The following is a 13979-nucleotide window of genomic DNA, read 5'->3' as shown; positions in this document are numbered from 1 at the left end:
AGTGGAGCATGAATCTACATCAACCCTTGCATGTCTTGCCTGGTGTGGGACCAAAGTCAGCAGAAAAATACGCCAAACTAGGAATTGAAAACTTGCAAGACCTCTTGCTCTACTTTCCTTTCCGTTACGAAGATTTCAAGAGCAAACAGGTACTGGAGCTGGAAGACGGTGAAAAGGCGGTCCTGTCTGGTCAAGTTGTGACTCCTGCCAGTGTCCAGTATTATGGTTTTAAGCGCAATCGCCTGCGTTTTAGCCTCAAACAGGGAGAAGTCGTTTTTGTGGTGAATTTCTTTAACCAACCCTACCTAGCTGATAAGATAGAGTTGGGAGCAACCCTTGCTGTCTTTGGAAAATGGGACCGTGCCAAGGCCAGTCTGACAGGGATGAAGGTCCTGGCTCAGGTGGAAGATGACCTCCAGCCTGTCTATCGTCTGGCTCAGGGAATCAGTCAGGCCAGCCTGGTCAAGGTCATCAAGACGGCCTTTGATCAGGGGCTGGACCTCTTGATTGAGGAAAATCTTCCCCAGTCTTTGCTGGATAAATACAAACTCATGTCCCGCTGTCAGGCAGTTCGTGCTATGCATTTTCCTAAGGATTTGGCAGAATACAAGCAGGCCCTTCGCCGCATCAAGTTTGAGGAACTCTTTTACTTTCAAATGCAGTTACAGACGCTCAAGTCTGAAAATAGAGTTCAGGGAAGCGGTCTGGTTCTGAATTGGTCTAAGGAAAAGGTGACAGCTGCTAAAGAAAATCTGCCTTTTTCTCTGACCCCAGCTCAGGAAAAGAGTTTGCGGGAAATTTTGGCCGACATGAAGTCTGACCACCACATGAATCGTCTCCTGCAAGGAGATGTGGGGAGCGGAAAGACAGTTGTTGCAGGTCTAGCTATGTATGCTACTGTTACGGCTGGCTACCAGGCAGCCCTCATGGTGCCAACAGAAATCTTAGCAGAGCAGCATTATGAGAGTTTGAAGAGCCTTTTTCAGGGCTTGAAACTCGCTCTCTTGACAGGTTCCTTGAAAGCTGCAGAAAAAAGAGAAGTCTTGGAGACCATTGCCAAGGGTGAGGCTGATTTGATTATCGGAACCCATGCTTTGATACAAGATGGGGTGGATTATGCTCGTCTTGGTTTGATTATCATTGATGAGCAGCACCGTTTTGGTGTGGGGCAAAGGCGTATTTTACGGGAAAAAGGGGACAACCCTGACGTTCTCATGATGACAGCGACGCCCATTCCGCGAACACTGGCTATCACAGCCTTTGGAGATATGGATGTTTCCATTATTGACCAGATGCCAGCAGGGCGGAAGCCTATTGTGACTCGCTGGATTAAGCATGAACAGCTGCCTCAGGTTTTGACTTGGTTAGAGGGAGAAATTCACAAAGGTTCTCAAGCCTACGTCATCTCTCCCTTGATTGAAGAATCAGAAGCTCTGGATTTGAAAAATGCCGTTGCCTTATCTGAGGAGTTGACAGCTCATTTTGCAGGCAAGGCTGAAGCAGCTCTTCTACACGGTAAGATGAAGAGTGATGAAAAAGACCAGATTATGCAGGAGTTCAAAGAGCGAAAAACGGATATTCTGGTTTCGACGACGGTTATTGAGGTTGGGGTCAATGTTCCCAATGCAACCGTCATGATTATCATGGATGCCGATCGCTTTGGTCTTAGCCAGCTTCACCAGCTCAGAGGTCGTGTTGGTCGGGGGGACAAGCAGTCCTATGCTGTTCTCGTTGCCAATCCCAAGACTGAGTCTGGGAAAGATCGCATGCGCATCATGACAGAAACCACCAATGGTTTTGTCCTTGCGGAGGAAGATTTGAAAATGCGCGGTTCCGGTGAGATTTTTGGAACTAGACAGTCAGGGATCCCAGAGTTCCAAGTGGCTGATATCATCGAAGATTTTCCGATTTTAGAAGAAGCCAGAAAAGTTGCCAGCTACATTAGTTCGATAGAAGGTTGGCGAGAGGATCCAGAATGGCGCATGATTGCTCTTCATCTAGAAAAGAGAGAACATCTGGATTAAGACTTTTCTAAGAAATCTATAAGCTAGCTTTTAGGTTTGGGTCTTATACTAGAGTCATCAAAAAGAAACGAGGACTCTCACATGACTATTAAAGTAACCTACCAAAAGAAGTTTCAAACCGTCAAACAAGAGAAAGGAGCTAGCACTTATTGATTAAAAAAGAGCGGGAACGCTCTTTTGTTTTAAAACTACTTTCAGACGATAGGTTTGAGGAAAGAGAATCTAAAATCACTTTCTATTTAGCATTCTTTCTTGCATTGCTTTCCTAGATATGCTACAGTTGTGATAGCGATTACAAAACTAAAGGAGCATGCAATGAAAAATCCAGCTTTGTTAGAAGAAATTAAGACTTATAAAGGACGGGATGAGGTTCCAGAAGACTTTGATGCTTTCTGGGATGAGGAAATAAAAAAAGTTTCCCCTATTCCAGCCTACCAGTTGGAGGAAAGAGATTTCCATATTCCCCAAGTCAAGTGCTATGAGCTCACTTTTGAAGGAACCAATGAAGGCAAGGTTTATGCGCGCGTCGTCCTTCCAAAGAGTGAAGGTAAAGTTCCCCTAATCTTTCATTTCCATGGCTATATGGGACGTTGTTGGGATTGGGCCGATATGTTGTCCTTCACTGTGGCTGATTACGGTGTTGTTTCCATGGATGTTCGAGGCCAGTCGGGCTATTCTCAAGATGGTTTGTGCTCTCCTCTAGGAAATACCGTTAAGGGACATATTATCCGTGGTGCTGTGGAAGGTCGTGAGCATCTCTTTTATAAGGATGTCTATCTGGATATTTACCAGTTGATCGAAATTGTTGCCAGTCTGCCACAGGTAGATGAGGAAAGACTTTCTAGTTATGGTGCCTCACAAGGAGGGGCTTTAGCTTTGGTTGCAGCAGCGCTCAATCCTCGGATTCAGAAAACAGTGGCCATCTATCCTTTTTTGTCAGATTTTAGACGGGTACTTGAGATTGGCAATACCAGTGAAGCCTATGATGAACTCTTCCGTTATTTCAAGTTTCACGATCCCTTCCATGAAACAGAGGAGGAAATCATGGCGACCCTTGCCTATATCGATGTGAAGAACCTTGCCCATCGTATCAAGGGAGAGGTCAAGATGATAACGGGCTTGGATGACGATGTTTGCTATCCCATTACCCAGTTTGCGATTTACAACCGTCTGACCTGTGACAAGGCCTATCGCATCATGCCAGAGTATGCTCACGAAGCCATGAATGTTTTTGTCAATGACCAAGTATACAACTGGCTCTGTGGTAGTGAGATTCCTTTCTCCTATGTAAAAAAATAAGTTTAAGAGAGCCTTGAGCTCCCTTTTTGTTTTCCAAAATCGAAAAGTACTTTCAGGAAACTTGAAACATTAAAATAGTTTTAAAAGTGGAATCTATTCTATATCATTTAGCTATAAAGTTCAGAGTTTATTGTATAATAAGGGAAAGACATTATGCGAAAGGAGGGAACTTTCCGCTGTTTGGTCAAAGAGTAAGAGCAGTGGACGTTTGAAGAATGGGAGGTCTCATTCAGTCGGTTACTTTCTTTTTACTTGTTTAGTTGGAGGAACTAAAAATTTTAAGAAAAAAAGAAAGCGCTTTATTTTATGAAAAACGAAAGGACAAACATGAATTACAAATCTTTAGATCGGAAACAGCGATACGGAATTCGAAAATTTGCAGTTGGGGCGGCATCTGTAGTGATTGGTACAGTGGTATTTGGAGCAAATCCAGTCTTAGCTCAAGAGCAAGCCAATGCAGCAGGGGCCAATACAGAAACTGTCGAACCTGGTCAAGGTTTATCAGAATTGCCAAAAGAAGCGTCCTCGGGAGATCTTGCTCATTTGGATAAGGATTTGGCTGGTAAATTGGCAGCAGCTCAAGACAACGGCGTTGAGGTGGACCAAGATCATTTGAAAAAAAATGAGAGTGCAGAGTCAGAAACCCCATCCTCTACGGAAACCCCTGCAGAAGAAGCAAATAAGGAAGAGGAATCAGAGGATCAGGGGGCTATTCCTCGTGACTATTACTCAAGAGATTTAAAAAATGCCAATCCTGTCCTTGAAAAAGAAGATGTTGAAACCAATGTGGCAAATGGTCAGAGAGTTGATTTATCAAGTGAACTAGATAAACTAAAGCAACTAAAAAATGCTACAGTTCACATGGAGTTCAAACCAGATGCATCAGCTCCACGCTTTTACAATCTCTTCTCTGTATCCAGTGACACCAAGGAAAATGAGTACTTTACTATGTCGGTCCTTGATAATACAGCTCTTATTGAAGGGCGTGGCGCTAACGGGGAACAGTTCTATGATAAGTATACAGATGCTCCTTTGAAAGTTCGCCCAGGACAATGGAATTCCGTGACTTTTACTGTCGAACAACCGACAGCGGAGTTACCTCATGGTCGAGTTCGTCTCTATGTGAATGGTGTCTTATCTCGAACAAGTCTAAAATCTGGGAACTTCATCAAAGATATGCCAGATGTTAATCAAGCTCAACTTGGAGCAACCAAACGGGGCAAGAAAACAGTTTGGTCCTCAAATCTACAAGTTCGAAACCTAACCGTTTATGATCGTGCTTTAAGCCCAGATGAAGTTCAAACACGGAGTCAATTATTTGAAAGAGGTGAATTGGAACAGAAACTTCCTGAGGGAGCAAAAGTTACTGAGAAAGAAGACGTCTTTGAAGGTGGTAGGAACAATCAACCAAATAAAGATGGTATCAAGAGTTATCGTATCCCAGCTCTTCTCAAGACTGATAAAGGAACGCTGATTGCTGGAACGGATGAAAGACGTTTGCACCATTCTGACTGGGGAGATATTGGGATGGTTGTTCGTCGTAGCTCAGATAATGGAAAAACATGGGGAGACCGAATCGTAATCTCAAATCCTCGTGACAATGAGCACGCTAAACATGCAGATTGGCCATCTCCAGTTAATATTGATATGGCCTTGGTGCAAGACCCTGAAACAAAGAGAATTTTTGCAATTTACGACATGTTCCTTGAAAGTAAGGCAGTATTTTCATTGCCAGGGCAAGCTCCGAAAGCTTATGAACAAGTGGGAGATAAAGTTTATCAAGTTTTATATAAGCAAGGAGAATCAGGTCGCTATACGATTCGAGAAAACGGAGAGGTTTTCGACCCTCAAAACAGAAAGACAGATTATCGCGTCGTCGTTGACCCTAAAAAACCAGCCTACAGCGATAAGGGGGATTTGTATAAAGGGAATGAGCTAATCGGGAATATTTATTTTGAGTATAGCGAGAAGAATATTTTTAGAGTTTCCAATACCAACTACCTATGGATGTCCTACAGTGATGACGATGGGAAGACTTGGTCTGCACCAAAAGATATTACACATGGGATTCGGAAAGATTGGATGCACTTCCTAGGAACTGGACCTGGTACTGGGATTGCCTTGCGTACAGGACCTCATAAGGGAAGACTGGTGATTCCAGTTTATACAACAAACAACGTTTCCTACCTAAGTGGTTCTCAATCATCTCGTGTAATTTATTCAGATGATCATGGAGAAACATGGCAAGCAGGGGAAGCAGTTAATGATAACCGTCCAGTAGGCAACCAAACCATTCACTCTTCAACCATGAATAATCCAGGTGCCCAAAATACGGAGTCAACTGTTGTTCAGTTGAATAATGGGGATCTCAAGCTCTTTATGCGTGGGTTGACTGGCGATCTTCAGGTTGCGACCAGTCATGATGGGGGAGCAACGTGGGATAAGGAAATCAAACGTTATCCTCAAGTAAAAGACGTTTATGTTCAAATGTCCGCTATTCACACCATGCATGAAGGAAAGGAATACATTCTACTCAGCAATGCTGGTGGTCCTGGACGCAACAATGGTTTGGTTCACCTGGCTCGTGTTGAGGAGAATGGTGAGTTGACATGGCTGAAACACAATCCTATACAAAGTGGTAAGTTTGCTTACAACTCACTCCAAGAACTCGGAAATGGCGAATATGGTTTGCTTTATGAGCATGCGGATGGCAATCAAAACGATTATACTTTATCCTATAAAAAATTCAACTGGGATTTCTTGACCAAGGATTGGATTTCTCCTAAAGAGGCAAAAGTGAAATATGCGATTGAAAAATGGCCAGGCATCCTTGCTATGGAGTTTGATTCGGAAGTATTGGTCAACAAGGCACCAACCCTTCAATTGGCAAACGGTAAAACAGCACGCTTCATGACCCAGTATGACACAAAAACTCTCCTATTTACGGTGGATTCAGAGGATATGGGTCAAAAAGTTACAGGTCTGGCAGAAGGTGCTATTGAAAGTATGCATAATTTACCAGTCTCTGTAGCGGGCACTAAGCTTTCGAATGGAATGAACGGAAGTGAAGCCGCAGTTCATGAAGTGCCAGAATATACAGGTCCATTAGGCACAGCGGGTGAAGAGGCAGCTCCGACAGTCGAGAAGCCAGAATATACAGGCCCACTAGGAACAGCGGGTGAGGAACCAGCACCAACAGTTGAAAAACCAGAATTTACAGGCGGTGTGAATGGTGAAGAGGCCTCAGTTCATGAAGTCCCAGAGTACACAGGTTCATTAGGCACAGCAGGTGAGGAACCAGCACCAACAGTTGAAAAACCAGAATTTACAGGCGGTGTGAATGGTGAAGAGGCCGCAGTTCATGAAGTCCCAGAGTACACAGGTCCACTAGGGACAGCGGGTGAGGAACCAGCACCAACAGTTGAAAAACCAGAATTTACAGGCGGGGTTAATGCTGTTGAGGCCGCAGTCCATGAAGTCCCAGAGCACACAGGCCCACTAGGGACATCCGGCGAAGAGCCAGCCCCAACAGTCGAGAAGCCAGAATACACAGGCGGGGTTAATGCTGTTGAGGCCGCAGTTCATGAAGTCCCAGAGTATACAGACCCATTAGGCACAGCGGGTGAAGAGGCCGCTCCGACAGTTGAAAAGCCAGAATTTACAGGCGGGGTTAATGCTGTTGAAGCCGCAGTCCATGAAGTACCAGAGTACAAAGGTGGTGTGAATGGCGCTGAGGCAGCTGTGCATGAAATCGCAGAATACAAGGAAATTGATTCACTTGTAACTCTTACTAAAAAAGAAGATTATACTTACAAAGCTCCTCTTGCTCAGCAGACACTTCCTGATACAGGGAACAAGGAGAGTAGCCTCCTTGCCTCACTAGGATTAACAGCTTTCTTCCTTAGCTTGTTTGCGCTAGGGAAAAAGAGAGAAGAATAAGAGAATAATTCTAATCATTTTACTTTGTAAAAATAGAAGGAGATAGCAGGTTTTTCAGCCTGTTATCTTTTTCTTTCGTCTCAAGGTGTGCTAATAAGAAATTCTAAGATGTCTGAAACTACTTTCAGGATAGTCTGTTCTATAAAATAGTTTTGAAACTGAAATCTATTCCACTACAAACTATTGAAAGCGCTTAACAAATGATATATAATAAGCCCATAAGAACAAGAAAGGGAGGAAAGAGGATGCCACAGATTAGCAAAGAAGCCTTGATTGAACAAATCAAAGATGGAATCATTGTCTCTTGCCAGGCACTTCCTCATGAACCGCTTTATACAGAAGCGGGAGGGGTTATCCCCTTGCTAGTCAAAGCGGCTGAGCAAGGTGGAGCAGTCGGTATCCGAGCAAACAGTGTTCGCGATATCAAGGAGATTAAGGAGGTTACGAAACTCCCGATTATCGGGATTATCAAACGTGACTATCCGCCGCAGGAGCCATTCATTACAGCTACTATGAAAGAAGTTGATGAGCTGGCTGAACTAGACATTGAGGTCATTGCTCTGGATTGTACCAAACGTGAACGTTATGATGGTTTGGAAATTCAGGACTTTATCCGACAAGTCAAAGAAAAATATCCGCATCAACTCTTGATGGCTGATACCAGTACTTTTGAAGAGGGAATAGCTGCAGTCGAAGCAGGGATTGATTTTGTTGGAACAACTCTATCAGGTTATACTTCTTACAGTCCAAAAGTAGATGGACCAGACTTTGAACTGATCAAAAAACTGTGTGAAGCAGGCGTGGATGTCATCGCTGAAGGGAAAATTCATACACCAGAACAAGCCAAACAAATCCTTGAATATGGGGTGCGAGGCATTGTTGTTGGTGGAGCTATTACTAGACCAAAAGAGATTACGGAACGCTTTGTTGCCGGTCTTAAATAGCACAATCTCAAAACAGAGGAGAGTGGTCGATGCGTCGGACAAAATGAAAACGTATACAAACAGAAACTTACTAACTATCCAATATGGACACGCTTATCAATTAGGAGAATACAAATGAAATTTAGAAAACTAGCTTGTACAGTACTTGCGGGTGCTGCGATTCTTGGCCTTGCTGCTTGTGGGAATTCTGGTGGAAGTAAAGATGCTGGAAAATCAGGAAGCGATAGCGGAAAAACAGAAATCACTTGGTGGGCATTCCCAGTCTTCACACAAGAAAAAAGTGGAGACGGTGTTGGAACATATGAAAAATCAATCATCGAAGCTTTTGAAAAAGCAAATCCAGATGTAAAAGTGAAATTGGAAACCATTGACTTCAAGTCAGGTCCTGAAAAGATTACAACAGCCATCGAAGCAGGAACAGCGCCAGACGTACTCTTTGACGCACCAGGGCGTATCATCCAATACGGTAAAAATGGTAAATTGGCTGAGTTGAACGACCTCTTCACAGACGAATTCGTCAAAGATGTCAATAATGAAAACATCGTACAAGCAAGTAAGGCTGGTGACAAAGCTTACATGTATCCAATCAGTTCTGCTCCATTCTATATGGCTATGAACAAGAAAATGTTGGAAGATGCTGGAGTTGCAAACCTTGTAAAAGAAGGTTGGACAACTGATGACTTTGAAAAAGTTTTGAAAGCGCTTAAAGATAAAGGATATACACCAGGTTCATTGTTCAGTTCTGGTCAAGGGGGAGACCAAGGAACACGTGCCTTCATCGCAAACCTTTATGGCGGTTCTGTAACAGACAAAGACGTAACCAAATATACAACAGACGATCCTAAATTCGTCAAAGGTCTTGAAAAAGCTGCTAGCTGGATCAAAGACGGTTTATTGAACAATGGTTCACAATTTGACGGTGGGGCAGATATCCAAAACTTTGCCAACGGTCAAACTTCATACACAATCCTTTGGGCACCAGCTCAAAACGGTATCCAAGCGAAACTCTTGGAAGCAAGTAAGGTAGACGTGGTAGAAGTACCATTCCCATCAGACTCTGGTAAACCAGCTCTTGAATACCTTGTAAATGGATTTGCAGTATTTAACAACAAAGACGACAAGAAAGTCGCAGCAGCTAAGAAATTCGTTCAATTCATCGCAGATGACAAAGAATGGGGTCCTAAAGACGTTGTTCGTACAGGTGCCTTCCCAGTTCGTACTTCATTTGGTAAACTTTATGAAGACAAACGTATGGAAACAATCAGTGGCTGGACTAAATACTACTCACCATACTACAACACTATCGATGGATTTGCTGAAATGAGAACACTTTGGTTCCCAATGTTGCAATCTGTATCAAATGGTGACGAAAAACCAGCGGATGCTTTGAAAGCCTTCACTGAAAAAGCTAACGAAACAATCAAAAAAGCTACAAAACAATAAGCACTAAGTCAGATTGATTCCCCCTTTTCCCTGAGCACTATGGTGTAAGAAAAGGGGGACTTTTGTTTGAAATGGTAGGAACTGTCACGAAATTAAAATGAAGTTCTTACATAAGCGAATCTTAAAAAATTTCATTTTGATTTTAAAACAGTTCAAGAAAATCAAAAAAATTCTATTTGAAAGAGAGGTGCCGACTGTGAAAGTCAATAAAATTCGCATGCGGGAAACAGTGATTTCCTATGCTTTCTTAGCACCAGTATTGTTCTTCTTTGTGATCTTTGTCTTGGCTCCTATGATTATGGGATTCATTACAAGTTTCTTTAACTACTCCATGACCAGCTTTGAGTTTGTTGGCTTGGATAACTACATTCGCATGTTTAAAGATCCTGTCTTTACCAAGTCTTTGATCAATACCGTTATCCTAGTTATTGGATCAGTACCAATTGTTGTACTCTTCTCGCTCTTTGTAGCATCTCAAACCTATCATCAAAATGCGATTGCTCGTTCTTTCTATCGTTTCGTATTCTTCCTTCCTGTAGTTACAGGTAGTGTTGCCGTAACGGTTGTATGGAAATGGATTTACGATCCCCTATCAGGGATTCTGAACTTTGTCCTTAAGTCAAGCCATATCATCAGCCAAAACATTTCTTGGTTGGGAGATAAAAACTGGGCTTTGATGGCGATTATGATCATCCTTTTGACAACATCTGTTGGTCAACCGATTATCCTTTATATCGCTGCCATGGGAAATATTGATAACTCACTAGTTGAAGCTGCGCGTGTTGACGGTGCGACTGAGTTCCAAGTCTTCTGGAAGATAAAATGGCCTAGCCTTCTTCCAACAACTCTTTACATCGCAATTATTACGACCATCAACTCATTCCAATGTTTCGCCTTGATTCAGCTCTTGACATCTGGTGGTCCAAACTACTCAACAAGTACCTTGATGTACTACCTTTACGAAAAAGCCTTCCAATTGACAGAATATGGCTACGCAAACACTATCGGTGTCTTCTTGGCAGTGATGATTGCCATTGTCAGCTTTGCTCAATTCAAGATCCTTGGAAACGACGTAGAATACTAAAGAAAGGAGACAGCTATGCAATCTACACAAAAGAAACCCTTAACAGCTTTCACTGTTATTTCAACGATTATCTTGCTCTTGTTGACCGTGCTGTTCATCTTTCCATTCTACTGGATTTTGACAGGGGCCTTCAAATCACAACCGGATACCATTATGATTCCACCACAATGGTTCCCTAAAGCTCCAACAATGGAGAACTTCCAACAACTCATGGTGCAAAACCCTGCCATGCAGTGGATGTGGAACTCTGTATTTATTTCATTGGTAACTATGTTCTTGGTTTGTGCAACCTCTTCTCTAGCAGGTTATGTATTGGCTAAAAAACGTTTCTATGGTCAACGCATCCTCTTTGCAGTCTTTATCGCTGCCATGGCACTTCCAAAACAAGTTGTCCTTGTACCATTGGTACGTATCGTCAACTTCATGGGAATTCATGACACTCTTTGGGCAGTTATCTTGCCTTTGATTGGATGGCCATTTGGGGTCTTCCTCATGAAACAGTTCAGTGAAAATATTCCAACAGAATTGCTTGAATCAGCTAAAATCGACGGTTGTGGTGAAATTCGTACTTTCTGGAGCGTAGCCTTCCCTATCGTGAAACCAGGATTTGCAGCTCTTGCGATCTTTACCTTCATCAATACTTGGAACGACTACTTTATGCAGTTGGTTATGTTGACTTCACGTCAAAACTTGACTATCTCACTCGGGGTTGCGACCATGCAGGCCGAAATGGCAACCAACTATGGTTTGATCATGGCTGGTGCAGCTCTTGCAGCCGTGCCAATCGTAACCGTCTTCCTTGTCTTCCAAAAATCCTTCACTCAAGGGATTACTATGGGAGCGGTTAAGGGATAAGAAAAGTAAACTAGTATATCAAGGCTGCGGAAGTGGTCTTGACATGCTATGGAAATATAGAGTTATAAGTGTCTACAAAATGGAGAGTATACAGTTACTTCGTGAAGTTTTGTCAGACACTTATCAACTTAATTTACGATTATAGTTAACTATCAGAAACGAAGGAAACAGTATGATTTTTGATGATTTGAAAAACATCGCCTCTTACAAGGGGATCCATCCCAATCTAGACAAGGCTATCGACTATCTCTATCAGCACCGTAAGGATTCTTTCAAACTCGGTAAGTATGAGATTGACGGGGACAAGGTCTTTCTAGTTGTTCAGGAAAATGTCCTCAATCAAGCTGAAAATGATCAGTTTGAGCACCATAAACACTATGCAGATTTGCATTTACTGGTAGAAGGACATGAATATTCGAGCTACGGTTCACGTATCAAAGACGAGGCGGTAGCATTCGATGAAGCGAGTGACATTGGTTTTGTCCATTGTCATGAACGATACCCGCTATTGCTGGGCTATCACAATTTTGCGATTTTCTTCCCTGGAGAACCGCACCAGCCAAATGGCTATGCAGGTATGGAAGAGAAGGTTCGCAAATATCTCTTTAAAATTTTGATTGATTAAAAGAATCAGGAGGAGTAAACATGGCACAAAAAGGAGTAAACCTAATCAAGGCAGCATTTGACACAGATAACTTTCTCATGCGTTTCAGTGAGAAGGTCTTGGATATCGTGACAGCCAATCTTCTTTTTGTTGTCTCTTGTTTGCCCATCGTGACGATTGGAGTGGCGAAAATCAGCCTCTATGAGACTATGTTCGAGATTAAGAGAAGCAGACGGGTACCAGTCTTTAGAACTTATATAAGGGCCTTCAAGCAAAATCTGAAACTGGGGCTTCAGTTGGGTTTGTTAGAGTTGGGCGTTGTGTCATTAAGCTTTCTAGATCTCTATCTCTTCTGGGGCCAGACAGCTTTGCCTTTTCAGATTGTGAAAGCAATTTGTTTGGGAATTCTCATCTTCCTCACTCTGGTGATGCTGGCTAGTTATCCCATCGCTGCGCGCTATGATTTGTCTTGGAAAGAAGTGCTGCAAAAAGGGCTTATCTTGGCAAGTTTTAACTTTCCATGGTTCTTCCTCATGTTAGCCATTCTCTTTCTTATTGTGATGGTTCTTTATCTATCCGCCTTCACTCTCCTTTTGGGTGGGTCAGCCTTTATCCTCTTTGGTTTTGGTTTGCTAGTCTTTCTCCAAGCAGGTTTGATGGAGAAAATTTTCGCCAAATACCAGTAGGATGGCTTGTTTCTGAAACTACTTTCAATCGTTACAGTTTCTAAAATACAAGTAGAAACTAAAATCTAAGTGTATACAAGATATTGAAAGCGATTTTCACAAGGTGTATACTAAACTTGTAAAAAATAGAACTGCTCTCAGCAGAAAAAAGAAATCTTAGGAGAAAATCTATGTCAGATTTGAAAAAATACGAAGGTGTCATTCCAGCCTTCTACGCATGTTATGATGATCAAGGAGAAGTAAGTCCAGAGCGTACGCGTGCCTTGGTTCAATACTTCATTGATAAGGGAGTTCAAGGTCTCTATGTCAATGGTTCCTCTGGTGAATGTATCTACCAAAGCGTTGAAGACCGCAAGTTGATTTTGGAAGAAGTCATGGCAGTTGCTAAGGGCAAATTGACCATCATCGCTCACGTAGCTTGCAACAATACAAAGGATAGTATGGAACTTGCTCGCCACGCAGAAAGTTTGGGTGTAGATGCCATTGCAACGATTCCACCGATTTACTTCCGCTTGCCTGAGTACTCAGTTGCTAAATACTGGAATGACATTAGTGCTGCAGCTCCAAACACAGACTACGTAATTTATAATATTCCTCAGTTAGCAGGTGTTGCTTTGACTCCAAGTCTCTACACTGAAATGTTGAAGAATCCACGTGTTATCGGTGTTAAGAACTCTTCTATGCCAGTTCAAGATATCCAAACCTTTGTCAGCCTTGGTGGAGAAGACCACATCGTATTCAATGGTCCAGATGAACAGTTCCTAGGTGGACGCCTCATGGGGGCCAAAGCTGGTATCGGTGGTACTTATGGAGCTATGCCAGAACTCTTCTTGAAACTTAATCAGTTGATTGCTGAGAAAAACTTGGAAACAGCGCGTGAATTGCAATACGCTATCAACGCAATCATTGGCAAATTGACTGCTGCACATGGAAATATGTACGGTGTCATCAAAGAAGTTTTGAAGATCAATGAAGGTTTGAACATTGGTTCAGTTCGTTCACCATTGACGCCAGTAACTGAAGAAGATCGCCCAGTTGTAGAAGCAGCTGCAGCCTTGATTCGTGAAACCAAGGAGCGCTTCCTCTAATCCATAAGGAGGT

General features: G+C 42.7%; 10 protein-coding genes. All 10 read left to right on the top strand.

Annotation, left to right across the window (positions count from 1 at the left end; translation table 11 throughout):
- Positions 1-8: 8 nt before the first annotated feature.
- The 10 genes from recG to I6G42_RS08895 all read left to right on the top strand — a co-directional run bounded on the left by recG (position 9) and on the right by I6G42_RS08895 (position 13966).
- A complete protein-coding gene (gene recG / locus I6G42_RS08940) occupies positions 9-2024 on the top strand; it encodes an ATP-dependent DNA helicase RecG (RefSeq protein ID WP_038805569.1) in 2016 nt (671 codons plus the stop codon).
- 315 nt (positions 2025-2339) lie between these two features.
- Positions 2340-3323: an acetylxylan esterase gene (locus I6G42_RS08935; protein WP_038805568.1), complete on the top strand. Its 984-nt coding sequence runs from the start codon at positions 2340-2342 to the stop codon at positions 3321-3323.
- Positions 3324-3650: 327 nt separating this feature from the next.
- Entirely contained in the window at positions 3651-7262 is a 3612-nt protein-coding gene (locus I6G42_RS08930; RefSeq protein ID WP_038805668.1) for an SIALI-17 repeat-containing surface protein, read from the top strand.
- A gap of 245 nt (positions 7263-7507) precedes the next feature.
- Positions 7508-8206, top strand: coding sequence for an N-acetylmannosamine-6-phosphate 2-epimerase (locus tag I6G42_RS08925; RefSeq protein ID WP_001135645.1), 699 nt, complete (start codon positions 7508-7510; stop codon positions 8204-8206).
- A gap of 114 nt (positions 8207-8320) precedes the next feature.
- Complete coding sequence (locus I6G42_RS08920; RefSeq protein ID WP_038805567.1) at positions 8321-9649, top strand: ABC transporter substrate-binding protein; 1329 nt, start codon at positions 8321-8323, stop codon at positions 9647-9649.
- 217 nt (positions 9650-9866) lie between these two features.
- The gene (locus I6G42_RS08915; RefSeq protein WP_068981926.1) at positions 9867-10733 is read left to right on the top strand and encodes a carbohydrate ABC transporter permease; all 867 of its coding nucleotides are present in this window, start codon (positions 9867-9869) and stop codon (positions 10731-10733) included.
- 15 nt (positions 10734-10748) lie between these two features.
- Positions 10749-11588 (top strand): carbohydrate ABC transporter permease, encoded by an 840-nt coding sequence (locus tag I6G42_RS08910; protein ID WP_001192118.1) that lies wholly within the window; start codon positions 10749-10751, stop codon positions 11586-11588.
- Between the two features lie 172 nt (positions 11589-11760).
- The gene (locus I6G42_RS08905) at positions 11761-12213 is read left to right on the top strand and encodes a YhcH/YjgK/YiaL family protein (protein WP_038805566.1); all 453 of its coding nucleotides are present in this window, start codon (positions 11761-11763) and stop codon (positions 12211-12213) included.
- A 20-nt stretch (positions 12214-12233) separates the two neighbouring features.
- Positions 12234-12878 (top strand): YesL family protein, encoded by a 645-nt coding sequence (locus I6G42_RS08900; protein WP_038805565.1) that lies wholly within the window; start codon positions 12234-12236, stop codon positions 12876-12878.
- Positions 12879-13048: 170 nt separating this feature from the next.
- On the top strand, positions 13049-13966 hold the full coding sequence (locus tag I6G42_RS08895) for a dihydrodipicolinate synthase family protein (protein ID WP_038805564.1): 918 nt from the start codon (positions 13049-13051) through the stop codon (positions 13964-13966).
- Positions 13967-13979 lie beyond the last annotated feature (13 nt).

The sequence above is a fragment of the Streptococcus oralis genome, from assembly GCF_016028255.1.
GTDB lineage: Bacteria > Bacillota > Bacilli > Lactobacillales > Streptococcaceae > Streptococcus > Streptococcus oralis_AC.
Note: the sequence above shows the minus strand (reverse complement) of the source record. Positions and strands in the feature narration are given on the sequence as shown.

Coding starts and splice junctions, on each gene's coding strand:
- I6G42_RS08900 (WP_038805565.1), top strand. CDS start 12,234: ATGGCACAAAAAGGAGTAAACCTAATCAAGGCAGCATTTGACACAGAT.
- I6G42_RS08935 (WP_038805568.1), top strand. CDS start 2,340: ATGAAAAATCCAGCTTTGTTAGAAGAAATTAAGACTTATAAAGGACGG.
- I6G42_RS08930 (WP_038805668.1), top strand. CDS start 3,651: ATGAATTACAAATCTTTAGATCGGAAACAGCGATACGGAATTCGAAAA.
- I6G42_RS08915 (WP_068981926.1), top strand. CDS start 9,867: ATGCGGGAAACAGTGATTTCCTATGCTTTCTTAGCACCAGTATTGTTC.
- I6G42_RS08895 (WP_038805564.1), top strand. CDS start 13,049: ATGTCAGATTTGAAAAAATACGAAGGTGTCATTCCAGCCTTCTACGCA.
- recG (WP_038805569.1), top strand. CDS start 9: ATGAATCTACATCAACCCTTGCATGTCTTGCCTGGTGTGGGACCAAAG.
- I6G42_RS08910 (WP_001192118.1), top strand. CDS start 10,749: ATGCAATCTACACAAAAGAAACCCTTAACAGCTTTCACTGTTATTTCA.
- I6G42_RS08920 (WP_038805567.1), top strand. CDS start 8,321: ATGAAATTTAGAAAACTAGCTTGTACAGTACTTGCGGGTGCTGCGATT.
- I6G42_RS08905 (WP_038805566.1), top strand. CDS start 11,761: ATGATTTTTGATGATTTGAAAAACATCGCCTCTTACAAGGGGATCCAT.
- I6G42_RS08925 (WP_001135645.1), top strand. CDS start 7,508: ATGCCACAGATTAGCAAAGAAGCCTTGATTGAACAAATCAAAGATGGA.